The sequence below is a fragment of the Rhizobacter sp. genome (genome assembly GCF_032229685.1).
GTDB lineage: Bacteria > Pseudomonadota > Gammaproteobacteria > Burkholderiales > Burkholderiaceae_C > LMDS01.
This window is the reverse complement of sequence record NZ_JAVTWP010000031.1, coordinates 223949-247585: the sequence shown is the minus strand read 5'-3', so window position 1 is coordinate 247585 and position 23637 is coordinate 223949. Positions and strand designations below refer to the sequence as shown.

Here is a 23637-nt window from a genome sequence, read left to right as displayed (position 1 = left end):
GGACAGCGCTGCCTTGCGCTGGTTCCAGCCCCATGAATGAGTTGAGTGTGCTGCGTCGGCCCGTGCTGGCCGTGATGGCCTTGATGCTGGCCTTGCTCGCGGGCTGCGGCACGACGCCGAAAGACGTCGAATCCACATGGAGCGCCGAGAAATTGTATGCCGAGGCCAAGGAAGAGGCGGCCATCGGCAACTACGAACGCGCCGGCAAACTCTACGAGCGCCTCGAGGGCCGCGCCTCGGGCACCGCGCTGGCGCAGCAGGCGCAGATCGAACGCGCCTACATGCACTACAAGAACTCCGACAAGGCCCAGGCGCTGTCGGTGCTCGAACGTTTCATCAAGCTGCACCCCACCAGCCCGGTGCTCGACTACGCGCTCTACCTGCAAGGCCTCGTCAACTTCAACGACAACCTCGGCCTGTTCGGCAACCTGGCGCGGCAGGAACTCTCGGAACGCGATCAGCAGGCTGCGCGCGACTCGTATCAGTCGTTCAAGAACCTCACCGACCAGTTTCCGCAGTCGATCTACGCCGACGATTCACGCGTCCGCATGAACTACATCGTCAACTCGCTGGCGGCGTATGAAGTGCACGTGGCGCGTTATTACTTCCGGCGTGGCGCGTACGTGGCGGCGATCAATCGTGCACAGCAGGTGGTGCTGGAGTATCAGCAGTCCCCGGCCGCCGAAGAAGCCCTCTTCATCATGGCCCAGAGCTACGACAGGCTCGGCCTGAACGAGCTGCGCGACGACGCCGACCGGGTGCTGCGCAAGAGCTTCCCCGGCACCACCCTGCACAGTGACGGGATCGGCGGCGCCAAAAAAGGCGCCTGGTGGCAGTTCTGGTGAACCCTGGGCCAGCCCTCAGAACGGCAGGGCTTCCGAGGACAGCGTCGACAACCACTCGAGCGCCTGCGCCTCAGTCGTGAGCAAGGCCATCGGCGGCAAAGCCTGGCGCAGCCGCTTGCCGTAGTTCATGCCCGCCATGCGGGGGTCGCACACCACCAGCAGGCCGCGGTCGGTTTCGCTGCGGATCAGCCGGCCGGCACCCTGCTTGAGCGACACCGCGGCCTCGGCCACGAAGTAGTCTGCGAACGGGTTGCGCCCTTCGTCTTCCAGCCGTTTGACCCGCGCTTCGACGAGCGGATCGTTCGGCGGCGGAAACGGCAGCTTGTCGATCAGCACACACTGCAGCGCGTCGCCCGGCACGTCGATGCCTTCCCAGAAGGTTTGCGAGCCGACCAGCACCGAGCGCGGCTGCGCAAGAAACTGCTGCATCAGCTGGCGCTTCGGGATCTGCCCTTGCATCAGCACCTGGATCGAATCGCCTTGCGACTCGAACTCGGCACGCAAGGCTTCGCCGATCGTCTGCAAGGCTCGCAAAGTGGTGGTCAGCACGAAGCTGCGCCCCCCGAGCGCCCGGGCGCAGCGCGCCGCGAGCAGCGCCACCGCCGCCGGGTGGCCTGGCTCGTTCGGTTTTGGAAACGCCCTCGGCACGTAGAGACGAGCGTTGGCTTCGTAGTCGAACGGGCTGCCCAGACGCAAGGTGCGCGCGTCACCCAGGCCGGCCGATTCGGTGAACCATGAAAGCGCCTCGTCGTCGCCGAGCGTGGCCGAGGTGAACACCCAGGCTTTCGGCGCCGCCGCCATCTGCTCGCGCAACGCATCGCGGATGTCGAGGGGCGACTCGACCAGCCGCGCCTGGTGCGGCGACACATCGATCCAGCGCACGTTGCCGCTTTCGGCGGTGGCACCGAACTGCGCCGCCAGAGCGGCGAGCTGCCCGGCGCGCTCGGCCAGCTTGCCGAAGTCGGGCGACATCTCGGCCACCAGCTTCAGGCCCTCTTGTGCGGCCTCGCAAGCGCTGCCCAGGGCGGCCAGCGCAACGGCGAACTCGTCGCGCTCGCCACGCTCGCTCCAGCGCAGCTTGAGCGTGCCGCGCAGTTCACGCAGCGGCCCGGCCGCGGCGATGCGCAGGTCACGCGCCGTGCGGTCACAAGCCCCGCTGAGTTCTTGCCAGGGCGCCAGCCCGCGCGCCTGCTGCAAGCCGGCGCCGAGCATGTCGCGCGCGAAGTCGATCACTTGTGCCGTGCCGAGCGTGGTGCCGAGAAACTGCACACCGGCCTCGGTGAGCTGGTGGGCTTCGTCGAACAAGGCCACGTCGACACTCGGCAGCAGCTCGGCCACGCCGGTGTCGCGCAACGCCATGTCGGCGAAGAACAGGTGGTGGTTGACCACGACCACGTCGGCCACCATCGCCTCGCGCCGCGCCTTGACCACGTGGCACTGGCGGAACTCGGGGCACTCAGCGCCCAGGCAGTTCTCGCGCGACGAAGTCACGAGCGGGATCACGCTGCTGCGCTCGTCCAGCCCTTCGAGTTCGGCCAGGTCGCCGCTCACGGTCGAATGCGACCACTGCTCGACCTTGGCGAGCGTGCGCACCGCCCACCGATCGGGCAACTCGGCCGACTGGCGTGCGATGTTCATTCGATGCAGGCAGAGGTAACTGCCGCGGCCCTTCAGCAAGGCCACGGTGATCGGCAGTTGCAGGGCTTCGCGCAGGCGCGGTATGTCGCGCAGGAAAAGCTGGTCCTGCAAGCTCTTGGTGGCGGTGCTGACCAGCGCACGCGCGCCGCTGAGCAAGGTGGGCACGAGGTAGGCGAAGGTCTTGCCCACGCCGGTGCCGGCTTCGACGACGAGCGCGCTGCGCTCTTCGATCGCCTGCGCCACACCGAGCGCCATGCGCAGTTGCACGTCGCGCTCGACGTGGCCCGGGTCGGCGCTCGCCAGCGCACCACCGCGAGCGAACGCCGCCGTCACCGCCTCGGCCAGGCCACTCACGCGGGCTCTGGCGGGTCGAGCTCCGCTTCGAGCCGCGCGATCTGGTCACGCAGCAACAGGCGCCGCTTCTTCAGGCGCCGCACCGTGAGTTCGTCGTCGGGAACCGTCACTGCGGCCTGGTCGATCAGGCTGTCGAGGTCACCGTGTTCGATGCGCAACTCGATCAGCCGGCGCGGCAGTGAATGCAGGTTGATATCCATCGACACGCGACTTATGAGCGGTTTTCAATGCCTTGCGGGAATGCAGACAGATTATAGTTTTCGACCATGAGTACAGCCAGCCTCGGTTACCGTCTTTCAGCCACCACCGGCCTGCACCGCGGCGACCGCGCTTACCAGCAAGACCAGGTCGAGATCATCGCGCACGACCGCACCCCTGGCTGCCTGCTCGCCGTGCTGGCCGACGGCATGGGCGGCAAGAGCGGGGGCCGCAAGGCCGCCGACCAGGTGCTGCTGACCGCTCATCAACTGTTCGAGCGTTATGCGCCGAGCCGCGACGATGCCGCCGAGACGCTGAAACAACTGGTGCTCGAATCGCACCTCATGATCAAGCTGACCGCGATCACCGCTGAAGAAGAGCCCCACAGCACCGTGGCCGCGTTTCTCATCAGCCCTTCTCGCGAATGTGACATCGTGCATGCTGGCGACTCGCGCGTGTACCACTTTCGCGGCGCCGACATGGTGAGCCGCAGCATCGATCATTCCTACGTGCAGCGCCTCGTCGACGAAGGTTCGATCACCGAAGACGAAGCCAATGTGCACCCGCAGTCCAACCTGCTGACCGGGTGCCTGGGCACTCACCAGGACCCACCGCTGGCGCACAACCGCATCGACCGGCTCGAAGTGGGCGACTGCGTGCTCGCCTGCAGCGACGGCCTGTGGCACTACTTCACGCCGCGTGAAATCGGCGCGATCGTGCACGCTCTGCCGCCCCGCGAAGCGAGCGAAATGCTCGTCACCAAGGCGCGCCAGCGTGCACGCGGCGCAGGTGACAACCTCTCGCTCGCGCTGGTTCGCATCGAACCGCTCGACTGAGCAGCCAGGCTCGACCCCTGGCTCAGGGAGCCGACGCGCCCGCCGGCACCGGCAGAGGTGCTGCACTCTTGCCGCGGGCGGCCCGCTCAGCGTTGCGGCGCTCCACCGCGGCACGACGTGCGCCCGCAGCCTGAGAGGCCGCCTCGTACTTCTGCTCGCTGAGCGCCTCGGCGCGCTGCCGTTCTTCGGGCGACATTTTGGGGACAGGTGCGGCATGCGCCCGCACGCGGGGCGTTGCGGTCGTCGCCGCGCGCGGCTCGGAAGCCGCAGCTTCGCGCGGCGTCGCCTCGACCGCGGCCGGGCGGTTGCGGATCGTCTCCAGGCGCTGCGCGGCACGCTCGCGGCGCTGCATCTCGTCGAGCACGGCCTCCTGGCGGCGCAGGCGCAACTGCACTTCGCGCAAGTCGCGGCGCGCGGTTTCGACACACGACGTGACCACAAAACTGTTCTGACATTCACGCTCGCGCGACACGAAAGCCGACTGCGCCGCCGCACGCTCACTGGCGATGCGCGCGCGCTCCTGGCTCTCGGTGCCGATGCCTGCACTCCAGGCCCACGACGCGCCCGCTGCCAGCAGCAACACGCACGTTTGACGCAGTGGCGCCCGGGTCATGTGAGCGAGGTGTCCACATCGCGCCGCGCCAGCGCCAGGAATTCGGCCGACTGCATTTCGCGCAGGCGAGACACGGTGCGCGGGAATTCGTGCGCGAGCTGCCCTTCGGTGTAAAGCAGTTCCGGCTCGCACTCGGCAGAAAGAATCAGCTTGACCCGCCGGTCGTACAACACGTCGACGAGCCAGGTGAAACGACGCGCTTCAGAAGCCATGCGCGGCGACATCGCCGGCACGCCCGAGAGCAGCAAGGTGTGGAACTGCGTCGCCAGCTCCAGGTAGTCGTTCTGCGAACGCGGGCCGCCGCACAGTTGCTTGAAGTCGAACCACACCACACCACCGGCGCGCCGGCGCGAGCGCAACTCGCGGTGCTCGATGTACAGCACCGGGCTCTCGTCCTTGGCCTCGGCGAGGCGCTCGAAAGCGTCGGTCATGGCAGCGTCTGCCGCGGCACCGAGCGGCGTGTGATAAAGCCCGACCTGCTCGAGCGTGAGCTGGCGGTAGTCAGTGCCGTTGTCGACGTTGACGACTTCGAGCTTTGACTTGAGCAGCTCGATGGCCGGCAGGATGCGGTCCCGGTGCAACCCGTTCGGGTACAGGTCGTCGGGCTTGAAGTTCGACGTGGTGATGATGCTCACGCGGTTCTCGAACAGTGCTTCGAGCAGGCGGTGCAGGATCATCGCGTCGGTCACGTCGGACACGTGGAACTCGTCGAAGCAGATCAGGCGGTAACGCCGCGCCATGCGCTTGCCGAGTTCCTGCAGCGGGTTCACGGTGCCGTGCAGTTCGGCGAGTTCGCGATGCACCTCGCGCATGAACTCGTGAAAGTGCAGCCGGGTCTTGCGCTGCAGGGGCACGGCGTTGAAGAAGCAGTCCATCAGGAAGCTCTTGCCCCGCCCCACCCCGCCGTACATGTACACACCACGCGGAATCGGCGGGCGCGCGATCAGCTTGGTCAGCGCGTTGCTGCGGCGGGCCTTGTAGTCGGCCCACTCGTTCTCGCAGCGTTCGAGCGAGTCGATCGCACGCAGCTGCGCAGCGTCGGGCGCGTACCCGCGCTCGGCCAGCGTGCGTTCGTAGAGTTCGCGGACCGCCACGATGCAGCCGGCCGCGCTGTCAGAAGTTCAGGCTGCGCTTGTCGACCGCGAGCGCGGCTTCCTTGGTCGATTCGCTCAACGAAGGATGAGCGTGGCAGATGCGCGCGATGTCTTCGGCCGAGGCCTTGAACTCCATCGCCACCACCGACTCGGCGATCAGCTCCGAGGCCATCGGCCCGACGATGTGCACGCCGAGAATCTCGTCGGTCTTCGCGTCGGCCAGGAACTTGACCATGCCGGTCGTGTCGCCGAGCGCACGCGCGCGGCCGTTGGCCATGAACGGGAAACTGCCGGCCTTGTAGGCGCGCCCCGACGCCTTGAGCTGCTGCTCGGTCTGGCCGACCCAGGCGATCTCGGGCGAGGTGTAGATCACCCAGGGCACCGTGTTGAAGTTGACATGGCCGTGCTGGCCGGCGATGCGCTCGGCCACCGCCACGCCCTCTTCTTCGGCCTTGTGCGCGAGCATCGGGCCACGCACCACGTCGCCGATCGCCCACACGTTCGGCAGGTTGGTCTTGCAGTCGTCGTCGACGGCCACGAAACCACGCTCGTCGAGCTTGAGGCCGACCGCTTCAGCGTTGAGGCCGATCGTGTTCGGCACGCGGCCGATCGAGACGATCAACTTCTCGCACTCGAGCTTCTGCTCCTTGCCCGACGCGTCGGCATACGCGACCGTCACACCCTTCTTGGTCGACGTGACGGCGCTGATCTTCACGCCGAGGTTGATCTTCAAGCCCTGCTTCGTGAAGGCCTTGTGAGCTTCCTTGGCGATCTGCTCGTCGACCGCGCCCAGAAACACCGGCAAGGCCTCGAGCACCGTGACTTCAGAACCGAGGCGGCGCCAGACCGAACCTATCTCGAGGCCGATCACGCCGGAGCCGATCACGCCCAAGGTCTTGGGCACCGCCGGAATGCGCAACGCGCCGTCGTTCGACAGGATGTTTTCTTCGTCGAAAGCCGCGCCCGGCAAGGCGCGCGGGTTGGAACCGGTGGCGACGATCACGTGCTTGGCGATCAGTGTCTCGGGCTTGTCACCGGCCACGCTGATCTCGACCGCACCGTCGGCGGCTTTCACGAATGAACCGCGGCCATGAAAGAACGTCACCTTGTTCTTTTTGAACAGGTACAGGATGCCGTCGTTGTTCTGCTTCACGACGGTGTTCTTGCGGCCGAGCATCTTGCTCACGTCCATCGTCAGGTTCGTGAGACCGATGCCGTGCTCGGCAAAGTGGTGGCCTGCCTGCTCGAAGTTCTCGCTCGACTGCAGCAGGGCCTTCGATGGGATGCACCCCACGTTCGTGCACGTGCCGCCCGGGGCCGGGCCGCCCTTCTCGTTCTTCCACTCGTCGATGCAGGCGGTGTTGAAACCGAGCTGCGCTGCGCGGATGGCGGCGATATACCCGCCCGGGCCGCCGCCGATGACGACCACGTCGAATTGTTTGCTCATGCTCGTGGCCTCAGATGTCGAACAGGAGGCGAGCCGGATCTTCCAGCGCTTCCTTCATCGCGACGAGGCCAAGAACCGCTTCGCGGCCGTCGATGATGCGGTGGTCGTAGCTCATCGCCAGGTAGTTCATCGGGCGCACCACGATCTGGCCGTTCTCGACCACCGCGCGGTCTTTCGTCGCATGAACGCCGAGGATCGCCGACTGCGGCGGGTTGATGATCGGCGTGGACAGCATCGAACCGAAGGTGCCGCCATTGCTGATCGAGAAGGTGCCACCGGTCAGGTCGTCGAGCGAGAGCTTGCCTTCGGCCGCCTTCTTGCCGTATTCGGAGATCTTCTTCTCGATGTCGGCGAAGCTCATCTGGTCGGCGTTGCGCAGGATGGGCACGACCAGGCCGCGCGGCGAACCGACGGCGATGCCGATGTCGAAGTAGCCGTGGTACACGATGTCGTTGCCGTCGACCGAGGCATTGATGATCGGGTACTTCTTCAGTGCGGCCACCGCCGCCTTCACGAAGAAGCTCATGAAGCCGATCTTGACGCCGTGTTCCTTCTCGAACTTCTCCTGGAAGCGCTTGCGCATTTCCATCACCGGCGCCATGTTCACTTCGTTGAAGGTGGTCAGGATCGCGTTGGTCGATTGCGATTGCACCAGGCGCTCGGCGATGCGCGCGCGCAAACGGCTCATCGGCACACGCTGCTCGGGTCGGTCGCCCAGCGACGGAACAGGCGATGCAGCGACCGTGGGCAACGCGGCCTTCGGTGCCGCGGCCACGACCGGCGCCGTCATCGCCACCGGCTTCGTGCCCGCCTCGATCGACGCGAGCACGTCGCCCTTGGTGACGCGGCCATCCTTGCCGGTGCCGGCGACCGTCCCCGCAGGGATGCGGTTGTCGGCCATCAGCTTGGCGGCGGCGGGCATTGCCGGCGCGTTCGAGGCTGCATCCTTGGCGGGCGGCGGCGTGACGCCGGGGGTGGCTCCGGGCGCAGGTTCGCCGGCCGGCACGGGCTTGACTTCGAGCGGGCTGGTCGCCTCGACGCCTTCGGTGTCGATCTTCGCGATCACTTCTTCGGCAACGCACTGCTCGCCGTCGTTCTTGACGAGTTGCGCGAGCACGCCAGCGGCGGGTGCCGGCACTTCGAGCACGACCTTGTCGGTTTCGATCTCGACGAGGATCTCGTCCATCTCGACACGTTCACCGGGGCGCTTCTTCCACTGCAGCAAGGTCGCCTCGGCGACGGACTCTGACAACTGCGGGACTTTGACTTCTACGATGGCCATTTGATTTCTTCTCTGAATTTTGGAGGTGCGAAGCGGCGCGGCTTACTTCGTGAGCACAAAGCCCTTGAGTTTGCCGAAGGCCTGCTCGAGCAGCGCCTTCTGCTGCTCCTGGTGCAGGTGCGCATAGCCCACCGCAGGCGAAGCAGAAGCCGGGCGGCCGGCATAGCCGAGCTTCTGCCCGTCGGCCATGTTCTCGTGGATGTAGTGCTGCACGAAGAACCAGGCGCCCTGGTTCTGCGGCTCGTCCTGGCACCACACGACCTCGGTCGCGTTCGGGTACTTCTTCATCTCGGCCGCGAACGCCTTGTGCGGGAACGGGTAGAGCTGCTCGACGCGGATGATCGCCACGTCGCCGTTCTTGCGCTCGGTGCGCGCCTTCACGAGGTCGTAGTAGACCTTGCCCGAGCAGGCGATCACCCGCTTGACCTTCTCGGCATTGACCTCGGCGCTGACCTCGCCGATCACGGTCCGGAATTCGCCCTTGGTGAAGTCGGACAGCGGCGAGGTCGCATCCTTCGCGCGCAGCAGCGACTTGGGTGTCATGATGATGAGCGGCTTGCGGAACATGCGCACCATCTGCCGGCGCAACACGTGGAAGATCTGGCTCGCCGACGTGGGCTGCACGACCTGCATGTTGTTGTCGGCGGCAAGTTGCATGAAGCGCTCGAGACGCGCCGAACTGTGCTCGGGCCCCTGCCCTTCATAACCGTGCGGCAACATCAAGGTGATGCCATTGGCGCGGCCCCACTTCACCTCGCCCGACGCGATGAACTGGTCGATCACGACCTGCGCGCCGTTGACGAAGTCGCCGAACTGCGCTTCCCAGATCACCAGCGTGTTCGGCTCGGCCGACGCGTAGCCGTACTCGAAGCCGAGCACTGCTTCTTCGGAGAGCAGCGAGTCAATCACCACGAACGGCGCCTGGCCGTCGGCCACGTGCTGCAGCGGCGTGTAGGTGCCTTCGTCCCACTTTTCGCGGTTCTGGTCGTGCAGCACCGAGTGACGGTGCGTGAACGTGCCGCGGCCGCAGTCTTCACCCGACAGGCGCACCGCATACCCGCTGGCCACGAGCGAAGCGAACGCGAGGTGCTCGCCCATGCCCCAGTCGACATTGACTTCGCCGCGGCCCATGGCCGCACGGTCGGCGATCACCTTCTCGACCAGCGTGTGCGCCTTGAAGGTGCTCGGGATGGTGGTGATGCGCTCGGCCAGGCGCTTGATCTCGGTCAGCGGCAGCGCCGTGTCGGCCGCATCGGTCCACTTCTTGCCGAGGAACGGGGCCCAGTCGACCGCGTACTTGCTCTTGTAGTTGGTGAGCACCGGGTCGTAGGTGCTCTTGCCGGCGTCCATCGCGGCGCGCAGCGCCTTGACCATCGCGTCGGGGCCGTCGGCCGGCAGCACGCCCTGCGCCACCAGCTTTTCGCCGTAGAGCTTGCGCGTGCCGGGGTGCTGGGCGATCTTCTTGTACATCAGCGGCTGGGTCAGCGCCGGTGTGTCCTGCTCGTTGTGGCCGAGCTTGCGGAAGCAGACGATGTCGACGACCACATCCTTGTTGAATTCCTGGCGGTAGTCGAGCGCGAGTTGCGTGCACAGCACCACCGCTTCCGGATCGTCGCCGTTCACGTGCAACACCGGTGCCTCGATCATCTTGACGACGTCGGTGCAGTACAGCGTGGAGCGCGAATCGCGCGGGTCGCTGGTGGTGAAGCCGATCTGGTTGTTGATGACGACGTGCACCGTGCCACCGGTGTAGTAGCCGCGCGTCTGCGCCAGCGCCAGCGTCTCCATCACCACGCCCTGGCCGGCGAAGGCCGCGTCGCCGTGCACGATGATCGGCAGCACGGTGTCGCCTTCCTTGTCGCCGCGGCGATCGAGGCGGGCCTTGACCGAACCTTCGACGACCGGGTTCACGATCTCGAGGTGCGAGGGGTTGAACGCGAGGCTCAGGTGCACCGGGCCGCCATCGGTCGTGATGTCGCTCGAAAAACCCTGGTGGTACTTCACGTCGCCCGAGGGCAGGTTCTCGGGCGCGGTGTGGTCGAACTCGGCGAACAGGTCCTTGGGCATCTTGCCCAGGGTGTTGACGAGCACGTTCAGCCGGCCGCGGTGGGCCATGCCGATCACGATCTCCTGGACGCCCTTGGTGCCTGCACGCTGCACCAGTTCGTCCATCGACGCGATGAAGCTCTCGCCGCCTTCGAGCGAGAAGCGCTTCTGGCCGACGTACTTGGTGTGCAGGTAGCGCTCCAGGCCTTCGGCCGCGGTCAGGCGGTCGAGGATGTGTTTCTTCTCGTCAGCCGAGAAGCTGGGCTTGGAGCGGATCGACTCGAGACGTTCCTGCCACCAGCGCTTCTCGACCGGCTCGGTGATGTGCATGTACTCGGCGCCGATCGAGCCGCAGTAGGTTTCGCGCAGCGCCTGCACGATTTCGCGCAGCGTCATGCTCTCGGCGGTCGAGAAGTAGGTGTTCGTCGCGCTGAAGGCGATGTCCATGTCGGACTCGCTCAGATCGTAGAACGCTGGCTCGAGCTCGGGGATCTTGGGGCGCTCCTGGCGCTTGAGCGGGTCGAGGTCGGCCCAGCGCGAGCCGAGAAAACGATAAGCCGCGATCAGCGACTGCACGTGAACCTGCTTGCGAGCAATGGCCAGGTCGGTGGTGGAGGCCTTGCTGCCGAAGGTGCCAGCCTTGGCCCGCTGCGCGAAGGATTCGACGACGGGCGCATGGGCCACGTCCTTGGCGTTCGAGCCGTCGACCGCAGGCACGTGCTGCAGCGCGTCGAAGTATTTGCGCCAGTTCTCGGGCACCGAGCCCGGGTTGTCGAGGTAGGCCTCGTACATCTCTTCGACGTAGGGCGCATTGCCCCCGAACAGGTACGAATTCGCCCTGGATTCCTGCATCATCTCGCTCACCTTTCACACCGGTTTCCGGTGCTGTAGTGGGTTGAAAAACCTTCCGCGACGCGGCTACGCCACTGGCGGACAAGCGACCCGCCTCGCAGTTGCCGGCGAGGGGACGGGAAGGACCTAAATGTTCAAGTCAGGAACGCGACTTTACCACCGCAGGGTGCAGCCCCGGTCGAAGGAACAGACGGTCGAAGGCAGTGTTGTAGCGCGATCAACGCGCCGCCACGCGCTCAAGCGCGGCGTGGTATTCGCGCGCCAGGCGCGCGATCATCTCGCCCGCCGGTTGCACGCTCTTGATCGCGCCGATGCCCTGGCCACAGCCCCAGATGTCTTTCCAGGCCTTCTTCGCATCACCGCCGAAGTTCATCTTGCTCGGGTCGCTTTCGGGCAGGTTGTCGGGGTCGAGCCCGGCCGCCGTGATCGAGGCCTTCAGGTAGTTGCCGTGAACCCCGGTGAAGAGGTTGCTGTAGACGATGTCGTCGGAACTGCCCGAGACGATGGCCTGCTTGTAGCCTTCGACCGCGCGCGCTTCGTCGGTCGCGATGAAGGCCGAGCCGATGTAGGCGAAGTCGGCGCCCATCGCGCGCGCTGCCAGCACCGCACCGCCGCTGGCGATCGAGCCGCTCAGCGCCACCGGGCCGTCGAACCACTCGCGGATCTCCTGGATCAGCGCGAACGGGCTCTTCACGCCGGCGTGGCCGCCAGCGCCGGCGGCCACGGCGATCAGGCCGTCGGCACCCTTCTCGATCGCCTTCTTCGCGAAGAAGTTGTTGATGATGTCGTGCATCACCACGCCGCCCCAAGCGTGCACGGCGTCGTTCACGTCGGTGCGGGCACCGAGCGATGTGATGACGATCGGCACCTTGTACTTGGCGCACAGCTGCATGTCGTGGTCGAGCCGGTCGTTGCTCTTGTGCACGATCTGGTTGATGGCGAACGGCGCAGCGGGTTTGCCGGGGTTCGCCTGGTTGTAGGCCGCCAGCGTTTCGGTGATCTCGGCCAGCCACTCGTCGAGTTGCGCGGCGGGGCGGGCGTTGAGCGCGGGCATGGAGCCGACCACGCCAGCCTTGCACTGCTCGATCACGAGCTTGGGGTTGCTGATGATGAACAGCGGTGCGCCGATGATGGGCAGCGGCAGGGACGCAAGAACTCCGGGCAAGGGCATGGTTCTGTCTTTCACCCGCGTCGCGGGTTGGTGGGTGGATGAATCGCGGCGCGCTTCAGAAAGAATCGAGCGCCAGCGCGTTGACACTCTCGGCACCGTCGACGATCGAGTCGCGCTGCCCCGGCACCTTGTTGAGCAGGTGCTCGGCGTAGAAGTGCGCGGTGGCGACTTTGGCTTTCAGGAATGCCGCGTCGCCTTCTCCCTTCGCGAGCTGATCTTCGGCGATCACGAGAGCGCGCGCCATCTGCCAGCCGGCAACCACGTTGCCGGCCAGCATGAGGTAGGGCACCGACCCGGCGAAGACGGCATTCGGGCTGGCCTTGGTGTTGCCAGCCACAAAATCGACGACCTGCTCGAAGGCTTCGCGCCCGGCGCGCAGGCGCTTCAGCATCGAGCGCGCCGCAGCACTGTCGTGCTTCGCCAGTTCGCTCTCGGTGCCCTTCATCTGCGCGGCGATCGCCTTGGGTGTGCGCCCACCATCACGCGCGGTCTTGCGCCCGACCAGGTCGTTGGCCTGGATCGCGGTCGTGCCTTCGTAGATCGGCAGGATGCGTGAGTCGCGCAGATGCTGCGCCGCACCGGTCTCTTCGATGAAGCCCATGCCGCCGTGCACCTGCACGCCCAGGCTCGCGACCTCGACGCTCATCTCGGTGCTGTAGCCCTTCACGAGCGGCACCATGTACTCGTAAAAGGCCTGGTTCTGTTTGCGCACCTCGGCATCGGGGTGGTGGTGCGAGGCGTCGAAGGCCGCGGCCGCCGTGATCGCCATCGCGCGGCAGCCTTCGGTGTACGCACGCATCGTCATCAGCATGCGCTTCACATCGGGGTGGTGAATGATCGGGCCACTGCCCGGCAGCGAGCCATCGACCGGTCGTGACTGCACACGCTCTTTCGCGAAAGCCGCCGCTTTCTGATAGGCCCGCTCGGCCACCGCGATGCCCTGCATGCCGACCGCGTAGCGTGCCGCGTTCATCATGATGAACATGTACTCGAGGCCGCGGTTCTCTTCACCAATCAGCTGGCCGATGGCGCCGCCGTGGTCGCCGAACTGCAACACGGCCGTGGGACTGGCCTTGATGCCGAGCTTGTGTTCAATGCTGACGCAGTGCGCGTCGTTGCGCTCGCCGAGCGAGCCATCGGGCTTGACCATGAACTTGGGCACGATGAACAGGCTGATGCCCTTCACGCCTTCGGGTGCGCCGACCACGCGCGCCAGCACCAGGTGCACGATGTTCGGCGCCATGTCGTGCTCGCCGTAGGTGATGAAGATCTTGGTGCCGAAGATCTTGAAGCTGCCGTCGGGCTGCGGCTCGGCGCGTGTGCGCACCTGGGCCAGGTCGGAGCCAGCTTGTGGCTCGGTCAGGTTCATCGTGCCGGTCCATTCGCCGGAAATCATCTTCGGCAGGTAGAGCGACTGCTGCTCGGGCGAGCCTGCGGTGAGCAAGGCTTCGATGGCACCGTCGGTCAGCAGCGGGCACAACGCGAAGCTCAGGTTCGCGCTGTTCAGCATCTCGATGCAGGCCGCGCCGATGGTCTTGGGCAGGTTCTGGCCACCGAAATCGGCCGGGTGCTGCAGGCCCTGCCAGCCGCCTTCACCGAACTGGCGGAATGCCTGCTTGAAGCCGGGCGTCGTGGTGACCACGCCGTCTTTCCACGACGACGGGTTCTTGTCGCCTTCCCAGTTCAACGGCGCAACCACGCCTTCGTTGAACTTGGCGCACTCTTCGAGCACCGCTTGCGCAGTTTCGATGCCGGCTTCTTCGAAGCCGGGCAGTTTGGCCACGTCTTCAAGGCCGGCGAGTTCTTTCATGCAGAACAGCATGTCGTTGACGGGGGCGCGGTAACTCATCGTGTGTCTCCAGATGCAATGAGGGCGCGTCAACTCGCGTTGCGCGCCCTGTGGGTCATGCCTTGTCGGTGCGCGTGTCAGCCGAGCGCAGCCACCAGTTCGGGCACGGCGGTGAACAGGTCGGCCTCGAGCCCATAGTCGGCCACGCTGAAGATCGGCGCTTCCGGGTCTTTGTTGATCGCGACGATCACCTTGCTGTCTTTCATACCCGCCAAGTGCTGGATCGCGCCGCTGATGCCAGCCGCGATGTAGAGCTGCGGCGCGACGATCTTGCCGGTCTGGCCCACTTGCCAGTCGTTCGGCGCGTAGCCGGCGTCGACAGCGGCGCGGCTCGCACCGAGTGCGGCACCGAGTTTGTCGGCCAGCGGCGTGAGCACTTCGTTGAACTTGTCGCTGCTGCCGAGCGCGCGGCCGCCCGAGACGATGATCTTCGCGGCGGTGAGTTCGGGGCGGTCGTTCTTGGCGATCTCGCTGCCGACGAAGCTGCTCTTGCCGGAGTCGGCCGCCGCGGCGACGCTCTCGACGGCCGCGGAGCCACCCGTCGCGGCCGCCGGATCGAAGCCGGTGGTGCGCACGGTGATCACCTTGATCGCGTCGAGGCTCTGCACCGTGGCGATCGCGTTGCCGGCGTAGATCGGGCGCTCGAAGGTGTCGGGGCTGTCGATCTTCGTGATGTCGGAGATCTGGCCCACGTCGAGCTTGGCGGCCACGCGCGGGGCCACGTTCTTGCCGGCCGCCGTGGCCGGGAACAGGATGTGGCTGTAGTTCTTGGCGAGCGCGATCACCTGGGCCGCGATGTTCTCGGCCAGACCGTGGTCGAGTTGCGCAGCATCGGCGTGCAGCACCTTGCTCACACCGGCGATCTGGCTCGCCGCGGTGGCTGCCGCTGTGGCGTTGGCGCCGGCGATCAGCACGTGCACGTCGCCACCGCATTGCAGCGCAGCGGTCACGGTATTCAGGGTCGCACCCTTGACGGTGTTGTTGTCGTGTTCAGCAATCACAAGCGTTGCCATCTCAGATCACCTTTGCGTCGTTCTTGAGTTTCGAGACCAGCGTGGCCACGTCGGGCACCTTGATGCCGGCGCTGCGCTTGGGCGGTTCGCTGACTTTCAGGGTCTTCAGGTGCGCCTTCACGTCGACGCCGAGGTCGGAAGGCTTGACGATGTCCATGGGCTTCTTCTTGGCCTTCATGATGTTGGGCAGCGTCACGTAGCGCGGCTCGTTCAGGCGCAGGTCGGTGGTGACGATGGCCGGCAAGCTGAGCTTCAGGGTTTCGGAGCCGCCATCGACTTCTCGTGTGACGCTGACCGAATCGGCCGTCAATTCGACCTTGGACGCGAACGTGGCCTGCGGCAGGTCGGCGAGCGCGGCAAGCATCTGGCCGGTCTGGTTGCAATCGTCGTCGATGGCTTGTTTGCCGAGGATCACCAAGCCGGGTTGTTCCTTGTCGACCAGGGCCTTGAGCAGTTTGGCCACGGCCAGTGGTTGCAACTCTTCCGTCGTCTCGACGAGCACGGCGCGGTCGGCACCGATCGCCATTGCGGTGCGCAGCGTTTCCTGGCACTGCGTGACGCCGCACGACACGGCGATCACTTCGGTCGCGACACCCTTCTCCTTCAGCCGCACCGCCTCTTCGATGGCGATTTCGTCGAAGGGGTTCATGCTCATCTTGACGTTCGCGATGTCGACGCCGGTGCCGTCGGACTTGACCCGAACCTTGACGTTGTAGTCGACGACCCGTTTGACGGGAACAAGGATCTTCATGCGACGGTCTCCTCGGAGATAGGGCTTTGGGGTTGGCCTGATTCTAGTTCGCGCACCTCGTGCCGAACCTCAGCTCGGCCGGGCAGACAACGCCAAATAGAACGATCGTGCTATTTTAGCCCAGAGTCGGCCGGCCACGGTCAAACGCGCGACGGCGCCGCTGCTAGACTGCGCCCGCCTCGCCCATGCCGACTGACATCGCTGCTCCTTCACACGCCAGCCATTCGCGCATCGGCGTCTTCGATTCCGGCGTGGGCGGGCTGTCGGTGCTGCGCGAACTGCGCGCGCAGTGGCCCGGCGCCCACCTGCACTATGTGGCCGACTCGGGCCATGCGCCTTACGGCGAGCGCAGCGACGCGCACGTGCTGGCTCGGTCACTGGCCGTGGCATCGCACTTGATCGACAGCGGCGCAAGCATCATCGTCATCGCCTGCAACACCGCCACGGCCATCGCAGCGCAAGCGTTGCGCGAGGCCTGGCCGAACATGCCCATCGTCGGGGTCGAACCCGGCATCAAGCCGGCGCTCGCGGCCACACGCAGCGGGCGCGTCGGCGTCATGGCTACGCGTGGCACGCTGAACAGCGAGAAGTTCGAACGCCTCGTCGCGTCGCTCGCGCCCCGGGTACCTCTGCACCTGCGCGCCTGTGACGGCCTGGCGGCGGCGATCGAGCAAGGCTCTGCGGATGCGCGCGAAGTGCGCTTGCAGGTGGAACGGCACACTCGGCCGCTGCGCGAAGCAGAGGTCGACACGGTGGTGCTCGGCTGCACGCACTACTCGTTCGTGCGGCCCCAGATACAAGAGGCACTGGGCGCGACCGTGCAGATCATCGATACCGCCGCAGCCGTGGCGCGCCAGGTTGCGCGCATCGGCGAGTCACACGGGTCGGTCGCGAGCACGGGCCAGCAAGCCGCTCCGCTGTTGTTGCAAACCACCGGCGATGCCGATCAATTGAAACGCATCGCCAGCGCGTGGCTCGGCGAGGCGACCGAGGCTTCGCGCATCACGCCTTGATCTTCAAGCGAGAGCGTGGTGCCCGGGGCGGGGCTTGAACCCGCATGCCCTCTTTCGAGAGGCGGCGGATTTTAAGTCCGCTGTGTATACCAGTTTCACCACCCGGGCGGCACGCGATTATCGGCGCCGCTTCGATCCAGAAAGACGAAGGCCCCGCATTGACGCGAGGCCTTGAGACTGGAGGCGCGACCGAGAGTCGAACTCGGCTGATCGGATTTGCAATCCGGTGCATAACCGCTTTGCTATCGCGCCACGATGCCGGGCTTTCCCGGCACAGCAATTCTAGACAGGAAAAAGGGAAGCACTCGGCTTCCCTTTTTCAGATCTGGAGCGGGAGAAGAGTCTCGAACTCTCGACCTCAACCTTGGCAAGGTTGCGCTCTACCAACTGAGCTACTCCCGCATGTTCTGCGTTTTCAGCAGAGCTCGCATTATATGCCGATAAGCGGCCTCTTGGCAACAAGCCGCCTTTTGTACGTCAGTGAGTCAACAACTCCGACCCGGCGGGGGGAACCGCCGGCTTGGCGGCATCGTCAGCGGCCTTCGCGGGCTCGTCTTCCGGGAGCGCATCGGGCACCCGTTCGAGCGCAACCTCCAGCACCCGATCAATCCACCGCACCGGCACGATTTCCAGCTGGTTCTTGACGTTCTCGGGAATGTCCTGCAGGTCCTTGACGTTGTCCTCAGGGATCAACACCGTGGTGATTCCGCCGCGGCGGGCCGCCAGCAACTTTTCCTTCAGGCCGCCGATGGCTGTCACTTCGCCGCGGAGCGTGATCTCACCCGTCATCGCCACGTTGGCTTTCACCGGAATCCCGGTCAAGGCCGAGACGAATGCCGTGGTCATCGCCGCACCCGCGCTCGGGCCGTCCTTGGGCGTAGCGCCGTCGGGCACGTGGATGTGCACGTCGCGCTTCTCGAACATCTCGTCCTTGATGCCCAGACGCCGCGCACGACTGCGCACCACCGACCGGGCAGCTTCGACCGACTCCTTCATCACGTCGCCGAGCTGACCGGTGCGGATGATGTTGCCCTTGCCGGGCATCACCGCCGCTTCGATGGTCAGCAGGTCACCGCCGACTTCGGTCCAGGCGAGGCCGACCACCTGCCCGACCTGGTTCTTCTTCTCGGCCTGGCCGTAGTCGAACTTGCGCACGCCCAGGTAGTCGTTCAGGTTCTCTTCGGTCACGACCACCTTGCTCGTGACCTGCTTGAGCTGGATCGCCTTGACCACCTTGCGGCAGACCTTGCTGATCTCGCGCTCGAGCGAACGCACACCAGCTTCACGGGTGTAGTAGCGCACGATGCCACGCACGGCCGACTCGGTGACTTCCATCTCCTCGTCTTTCACGCCGTTGTTCTTGGCTTGCTTCGGCAGCAGGTACTTGAGCGCGATGTTGACCTTCTCGTCTTCGGTGTAACCCGACAAGCGGATCACTTCCATCCGGTCGAGCAGGGCCGGCGGAATGTTCATCGAGTTCGAGGTGGCGATGAACATCGTGTCGCTCAGATCGAAGTCGACCTCGACGTAATGGTCGCTGAAGGTGTGGTTCTGCTCCGGGTCGAGCACTTCGAGCAGCGCGCTCGACGGGTCGCCGCGGAAGTCCATGCCCAGCTTGTCGATCTCGTCGAGCAAAAACAGCGGGTTCTTGGTGCCGATCTTGGTCAGGCTTTGCAGCACCTTGCCGGGCATCGAGCCGATGTAGGTGCGGCGGTGGCCACGGATCTCGGCTTCGTCACGCACGCCGCCCAAGGCCATGCGCACGAACTTGCGGCCGGTGGCACGCGCCACGCTCTGGCCGAGCGAGGTCTTGCCCACGCCCGGCGGGCCGACCAGGCACAGGATCGGCGACTTGACCTTGTCGACGCGCTGCTGCACCGCGAGGTATTCGAGGATGCGATCCTTCACCTTGTCGAGGCCGTAGTGGTCTTCGTTGAGCACTTCCTCGGCAAACGCCAGGTCGTGCTTGATCTTGGTCTTCTTCGCCCACGGCAGGTTGACCAGCGTGTCGATGTAGTTGCGCACCACGGTCGCTTCGGCCGACATCGGTGACATCAGCTTCAGCTTCTTGAACTCGGCATCGACCTTCTTGCGCGCGTCTTTCGGCATCTTCGCAGCGATGATCTTCTTCTCGAGCTCTTCCATGTCGGCGCCTTCTTCGCCGTCGCCCAGTTCTTTCTGGATCGCCTTGACCTGCTCGTTCAGGTAGTACTCGCGCTGGCTTTTCTCCATCTGCCGCTTGACGCGGCCACGGATGCGCTTTTCAACCTGCAGGATGTCGACTTCGTGCTCGAGTTGTTCGAGCAGCTTCTCGAGCCGCTTGTCGACCGCGTACAGGTCGAGCACCGACTGCTTGTTTTCGAGCTTGAGCGGCAGGTGCGCGGCGATCGTGTCGGCCAGGCGGCCGGCATCGTCGATGCCTGCGATGGACGTGAGGATCTCGGGCGGGATCTTCTTGTTCAGCTTGACGTACTGGTCGAACTGCTGCGTCACGGCGCGGCGCAGCGCTTCGATCTCGGGCTTGGTCTCGGCCTCGGGCGGTACCGGCGTCACGTCCGCCACGAAGTACTCGCCGTTGTCGCTGATGCTGTGCGTGTTGGCGCGCTGGATGCCTTCGACCAGCACCTTCACGGTGCCGTCAGGCAATTTCAGCATCTGCAGGATGCTGGAGACACAGCCCACGTCGAACATGTCGTCGGGCTTGGGCTCGTCCTTGCCGGCGGCCTTCTGCGCCACCAGCATGATCTGGCGGCCAGCTTCCATGGCCACTTCGAGCGCCTTGATCGACTTGGGGCGACCCACGAAGAGCGGGATCACCATGTGGGGGAACACGACCACGTCGCGCAGCGGCAGCAGCGGCAGCGTGATTTGTTCAGCAGGCAATATCGGGTGTCCGGACATTGAGGAATCCTCTCTTTCTCAAACCGATGTAGGGCTTGAGCGATCAATTGCAAGAAGCCGTGGCGGCGCGAAGCCGCTGGCTGGGGCCGGACTGCGGGTTCGAACGCGCTTCAGGCGCTCGCTTTCTGCTCTCGGTAGACGAGCAAGGGTTTGGCTTCGTCTTCGATCGTGTGTTCGTCCAGCACGACCTTGGCCACGCCGTCGAGTGTGGGCAAATCGAACATCGTGTCGATCAGCGATTGCTCCATGATCGAGCGCAGTCCGCGCGCACCGATCTTGCGCTTGAGCGCCTTGCGGGCGATCGCCTGCAGCGCAGACGGGCGAATCTCGAGTTCCACGCCGTCCATCGCGAACAGCTTCTGGTACTGCTTCACAAGCGCGTTCTTCGGTTCCGTGAGGATGCGCACCAGCGCGTCGTCGGTCAGTTCGCCCAGCGTGGCGACCACCGGAAGGCGGCCGACGAGCTCGGGGATCAGCCCGAACTTGATCAGGTCTTCAGGTTCGACGTCGCGGAACACCTCGGAAACGCGCTTCTCGCTCTTCGCGTGAACGGTGGCACCGAAGCCGATGCCCGACTTTTCAGAGCGGTTCTGAATGACTTTCTCGAGACCGTCGAAAGCGCCGCCGCAGATGAAGAGGATGTTGGTCGTGTCGATCTGCAGAAAGTCCTGGTTCGGGTGCTTGCGCCCGCCCTGCGGCGGCACCGAAGCCATCGTGCCTTCGACCAGCTTCAGCAAGGCCTGCTGCACACCTTCACCCGACACGTCGCGCGTGATCGACGGGTTGTCGGCCTTGCGGCTGATCTTGTCGATCTCGTCGATGTAGACGATGCCTCGCTGCGCCTTGTCGACGTCGTAGCCGCAGTTCTGCAGCAGCTTCTGGATGATGTTCTCGACGTCTTCGCCCACGTAGCCGGCTTCGGTGAGTGTGGTGGCGTCGGCGATCACGAAGGGCACGTTGAGCAGGCGCGCCAGCGTCTGCGCCAGGAGCGTCTTGCCGGAACCGGTGGGCCCGATCAGCAGGATGTTGCTCTTGGCGAGCTCGATCTCGTCTTTGGTGCGGCTCATGTGCTTGAGCCGCTTGTAGTGGTTGTAGACCGCGACCGACAAGGTGCGCTTGGCCACGTCCTGTCCGATCACGTACTGGTCGAGGCTGGCCTTGATCTCGCTCGGCACCGGCAGGTCCGACTTGGCCGGTTTGGTTTCTGCGCCCTCGGCCGGCACTTCATCGCGAATGATGTCGTTGCACAGCTCGATGCACTCGTCGCAGATGAACACCGACGGGCCGGCGATCAGCTTCTTCACCTCGTGCTGGCTCTTGCCACAGAACGAGCAGTACAGAACCTTTTCGCTCGACGAGCCTTTTTTGTCGGCCATAAAAGTGGGGGTTTCTCAGGGCGTGGCAGGAGTGTTGAACGGATGATAGTTCAAAAGAAAACGGGGCCTTCCGGCGAAGAAAGGCCCCGTTCGTGGTGTTGTTGCGCAGGCTCTCGGCCGGCGCCACCGGTCGGCCGGAATCAGCCCGCGGCAGCGGGCGGCGTGGCGCGGTGCAGCAACACCTGGTCGATCAGGCCGTAGGCCTTCGATTCTTCCGGGTTCATGAAAAAGTCACGTTCCATGTCGGAACGGATCTTCTCGATGCTCTGCCCGGTGCGTTCGGCGTAGATCTGGTTGAGCTGCTCGCGTGTCTTCAGGATCTCGCGGGCATGGATCTCGATGTCGGTCGCCTGGCCTTGGGCGCCACCCGACGGCTGGTGAATCATCACGCGCGAATTCGGCAACGCGAAGCGTTTGCCCTTCGCACCCGCCATCAGCAGGAACGAGCCCATGCTGGCGGCGACGCCCATGCACAGCGTCGACACGTCGGGCTTGATGAACTGCATGGTGTCGAAGATCGACAGGCCAGCGCTCACCGAGCCGCCCGGCGAGTTGATGTAGAGCGAAATGTCCTTGTCGGGGTTTTCGCTTTCCAGGAACAACATCTGGGCGACCACGAGGTTGGCGGTCTGGTCGTTCACCGGGCCGACCAGGAAGATCACACGCTCGCGCAGCAGTCGGCTGTAGATGTCGTAGGCGCGCTCACCGCGGCCGGAGGTTTCGATGACGATCGGGACCATGCCCAGACCGTTGGTATCAAGCGCGCTCATGGCTTTCCTTGCAGAGGGAGATGGACGATAGGTTGGGATCGATTATGTCGCCACAAGAGCGAAGCGCGGGAATCGTTCGCCGCAACGCAAAAGAGCGCCGGCCTCGCGGCACGGCGCTCTCGCGAGACAGATCCGGAAATCAGTTCGCCATCAGTTCGTCGAACGGCAGAACCTTGTCGTTGACCTTGGCCTTCGACAGAACGAAGGCCGCCACGTTGTTTTCGACCACCACGGCCTCGACTTCGGCCAGCCGCTGGCGGTCGCCCAGGTACCAGCGCACCACTTCGGCCGGCTTTTCGTAGCTCTGCGCCATCTCTTCGATGTGTGCCTGCAACTGGTCGGGCTTGGCCTGCAGGTTGTTGCTGCGCACGAGTTCGCCGACGACGAGGCCCAGACGCACGCGCTTCTCGGCCTGCGGTTGGAAGATCTCGGCCGGAATCGGCGCCGTGTCGGCGTCCTTCACGCCGCGCTTCTTCAGGTCGGCGCGCGCCGCTTCGGTCATGCGCTCGACTTCGCCGCTGACCAGCGCCTTCGGCACGTCGAGCTCCGAAGCTTTGACCAGCGCGTCCATCACATTGGCCTTGTTGCGCGCCAGCACGCGGAACTTCACTTCGCGCTCGAGGTTCTTGCGCACGTCGTTGCGCAGCCCTTCGACCGTGGCGTCGCCGATGCCGAGCGACTTGGCAAACGCCTCGTTCACCTCGGGCAGGTTCTGCGACTCGATCTTCTTCAGCGTGACGAGGAAGTCGGCTTCCTTGCCAGCCACGTCCTGCCCCTGGTAGTCGGCCGGGAACTGCAGCGGGAAGGTCTTGGACTCGCCCGACTTCATGCCACGCACGGCGGCATCGAACTGCTCGAGCATCTGGCCTTCGCCGATCAGGAACTGGAACGCCTCGGCCTTGCCGCCGTCGAACGGCACGCCGTCGATCTTGCCTTCGAAGTCGATCGTCACGCGGTCACCCAGCACCGCCGGCTCAACCGCCGGGCGCTGTGCGAAGGTGCGGCGCTGCTTGCGCAGGATGTCGATCGTCTTGTCGATGGCAGCATCGGTCACCTCGGTCGACACACGTTCGACTTCGGCGCCGCTCAGGTCACCGACCTTGATGTCCGGATAGACCTCGAAGGTGGCGTCGAAGGCGACCTGGCCTTCTGCCGCGCCCTCTTTCTCGGTGATGCGCGGGGCACCAGCCACCCGCAGCTTGGCCTCGTTGACGGCCTCGGAGAACACCTGGCCGACCTTGTCGTTCATCACTTCGTAATGGACCGAGTAGCCGTAACGCTGCGCGACCACGCTCATCGGCACCTTGCCCGGGCGGAACCCGTCGGCCTTGACGGTGCGCGACAGCTTCTTCAGCCGGGTCTCGACCTCGCTGTTGATCGTGGTGGCAGCCAGCGTCAGCGTGATGCGGCGCTCGAGCTTATCGAGGGTTTCAACTTGAACGGACATGGTGTTTGAGCTCTGTAAATTTCATTGCTGGTGCGCGGGGCGGGACTCGAACCCGCACACCATTGCTGGCGTCAGGACCTAAACCTGGTGCGTCTACCAATTTCGCCACCCGCGCGAACGGCCTGCGGCCCGGCGGAAAAC

The 23637-nt window shown here is 65.0% G+C and carries 18 protein-coding genes and 4 tRNA genes; 3 read left to right on the top strand and 19 right to left on the bottom strand.

What is annotated here, in order from left to right; translation table 11 throughout:
• Window positions 1-47: 47 nt before the first annotated feature.
• The gene (locus tag AC30PD_RS12845; RefSeq protein WP_489536338.1) at window positions 48-845 is read left to right on the top strand and encodes an outer membrane protein assembly factor BamD; all 798 of its coding nucleotides are present in this window, start codon (window positions 48-50) and stop codon (window positions 843-845) included.
• Window positions 846-860: 15 nt separating this feature from the next.
• Here the strand turns inward: AC30PD_RS12845 and yoaA are convergent, their stop codons facing one another.
• A complete protein-coding gene (gene yoaA / locus AC30PD_RS12840; protein WP_489536042.1) occupies window positions 861-2837 on the bottom strand; it encodes a DNA repair helicase YoaA in 1977 nt (658 codons plus the stop codon).
• Window positions 2834-3037 carry a YdcH family protein gene (locus tag AC30PD_RS12835; protein ID WP_489536041.1) on the bottom strand — a complete coding sequence of 68 codons (204 nt, stop codon included), beginning with the start codon at window positions 3035-3037 and terminating at the stop codon, window positions 2834-2836. Before AC30PD_RS12835 ends, yoaA begins: the two co-directional genes overlap by 4 nt.
• A 66-nt stretch (window positions 3038-3103) precedes the next feature.
• On the opposite strand from AC30PD_RS12835, the gene AC30PD_RS12830 reads away from it, so the two are divergent.
• Window positions 3104-3871: a PP2C family protein-serine/threonine phosphatase gene (locus AC30PD_RS12830; protein WP_489536040.1), complete on the top strand. Its 768-nt coding sequence runs from the start codon at window positions 3104-3106 to the stop codon at window positions 3869-3871.
• A 22-nt stretch (window positions 3872-3893) separates the two neighbouring features.
• Here the strand turns inward: AC30PD_RS12830 and AC30PD_RS12825 are convergent, their stop codons facing one another.
• The 9 genes from AC30PD_RS12825 to AC30PD_RS12785 all read right to left on the bottom strand — a co-directional run bounded on the left by AC30PD_RS12825 (window position 3894) and on the right by AC30PD_RS12785 (window position 15989).
• Entirely contained in the window at window positions 3894-4454 is a 561-nt protein-coding gene (locus AC30PD_RS12825) for a hypothetical protein (RefSeq protein WP_489536039.1), read from the bottom strand.
• A gap of 26 nt (window positions 4455-4480) precedes the next feature.
• A complete protein-coding gene (gene zapE, locus AC30PD_RS12820; RefSeq protein ID WP_489536038.1) occupies window positions 4481-5578 on the bottom strand; it encodes a cell division protein ZapE in 1098 nt (365 codons plus the stop codon).
• A 19-nt stretch (window positions 5579-5597) separates the two neighbouring features.
• Entirely contained in the window at window positions 5598-7025 is a 1428-nt protein-coding gene (gene lpdA / locus AC30PD_RS12815) for a dihydrolipoyl dehydrogenase (protein ID WP_489536037.1), read from the bottom strand.
• Window positions 7026-7035: 10 nt separating this feature from the next.
• The gene (gene odhB / locus AC30PD_RS12810) at window positions 7036-8307 is read right to left on the bottom strand and encodes a 2-oxoglutarate dehydrogenase complex dihydrolipoyllysine-residue succinyltransferase (RefSeq protein ID WP_489536036.1); all 1272 of its coding nucleotides are present in this window, start codon (window positions 8305-8307) and stop codon (window positions 7036-7038) included.
• A 42-nt stretch (window positions 8308-8349) separates the two neighbouring features.
• Window positions 8350-11208 (bottom strand): 2-oxoglutarate dehydrogenase E1 component, encoded by a 2859-nt coding sequence (locus tag AC30PD_RS12805; RefSeq protein WP_489536035.1) that lies wholly within the window; start codon window positions 11206-11208, stop codon window positions 8350-8352.
• Window positions 11209-11422: 214 nt separating this feature from the next.
• Window positions 11423-12376 (bottom strand): NAD(P)H-dependent flavin oxidoreductase, encoded by a 954-nt coding sequence (locus AC30PD_RS12800; protein ID WP_489536034.1) that lies wholly within the window; start codon window positions 12374-12376, stop codon window positions 11423-11425.
• Between the two features lie 55 nt (window positions 12377-12431).
• Window positions 12432-14225, bottom strand: coding sequence for an acyl-CoA dehydrogenase (locus AC30PD_RS12795; RefSeq protein WP_489536033.1), 1794 nt, complete (start codon window positions 14223-14225; stop codon window positions 12432-12434).
• Window positions 14226-14302: 77 nt separating this feature from the next.
• Window positions 14303-15238, bottom strand: a complete 936-nt coding sequence (locus tag AC30PD_RS12790; protein ID WP_489536032.1) for an electron transfer flavoprotein subunit alpha/FixB family protein — start codon at window positions 15236-15238, stop codon at window positions 14303-14305.
• Window position 15239: 1 nt separating this feature from the next.
• Window positions 15240-15989, bottom strand: a complete 750-nt coding sequence (locus tag AC30PD_RS12785; protein ID WP_489536031.1) for an electron transfer flavoprotein subunit beta/FixA family protein — start codon at window positions 15987-15989, stop codon at window positions 15240-15242.
• Between the two features lie 185 nt (window positions 15990-16174).
• Here AC30PD_RS12785 and murI point away from each other — a divergent pair, with 185 nt between their 5' ends.
• The gene (gene murI, locus AC30PD_RS12780; protein ID WP_489536030.1) at window positions 16175-17002 is read left to right on the top strand and encodes a glutamate racemase; all 828 of its coding nucleotides are present in this window, start codon (window positions 16175-16177) and stop codon (window positions 17000-17002) included.
• Between the two features lie 16 nt (window positions 17003-17018).
• Here murI and AC30PD_RS12775 read toward each other — a convergent pair.
• The 8 genes from AC30PD_RS12775 to AC30PD_RS12740 form a co-directional block, all read right to left on the bottom strand.
• A tRNA-Leu gene (locus tag AC30PD_RS12775) sits at window positions 17019-17110 on the bottom strand.
• A gap of 70 nt (window positions 17111-17180) precedes the next feature.
• Window positions 17181-17254 (bottom strand) — tRNA-Cys (locus AC30PD_RS12770).
• 74 nt (window positions 17255-17328) lie between these two features.
• Window positions 17329-17404: transfer RNA gene (locus tag AC30PD_RS12765), tRNA-Gly, on the bottom strand.
• Window positions 17405-17479: 75 nt separating this feature from the next.
• A complete protein-coding gene (gene lon / locus AC30PD_RS12760; protein WP_489536029.1) occupies window positions 17480-19903 on the bottom strand; it encodes an endopeptidase La in 2424 nt (807 codons plus the stop codon).
• A gap of 110 nt (window positions 19904-20013) precedes the next feature.
• A complete protein-coding gene (gene clpX, locus AC30PD_RS12755) occupies window positions 20014-21279 on the bottom strand; it encodes an ATP-dependent Clp protease ATP-binding subunit ClpX (RefSeq protein ID WP_489536028.1) in 1266 nt (421 codons plus the stop codon).
• A 140-nt stretch (window positions 21280-21419) separates the two neighbouring features.
• Window positions 21420-22049: an ATP-dependent Clp endopeptidase proteolytic subunit ClpP gene (gene clpP / locus AC30PD_RS12750; protein WP_489536027.1), complete on the bottom strand. Its 630-nt coding sequence runs from the start codon at window positions 22047-22049 to the stop codon at window positions 21420-21422.
• Between the two features lie 139 nt (window positions 22050-22188).
• The gene (tig, locus tag AC30PD_RS12745) at window positions 22189-23496 is read right to left on the bottom strand and encodes a trigger factor (protein WP_489536026.1); all 1308 of its coding nucleotides are present in this window, start codon (window positions 23494-23496) and stop codon (window positions 22189-22191) included.
• Between the two features lie 28 nt (window positions 23497-23524).
• Window positions 23525-23611, bottom strand: a tRNA-Leu gene (locus AC30PD_RS12740).
• Window positions 23612-23637: the final 26 nt, after the last annotated feature.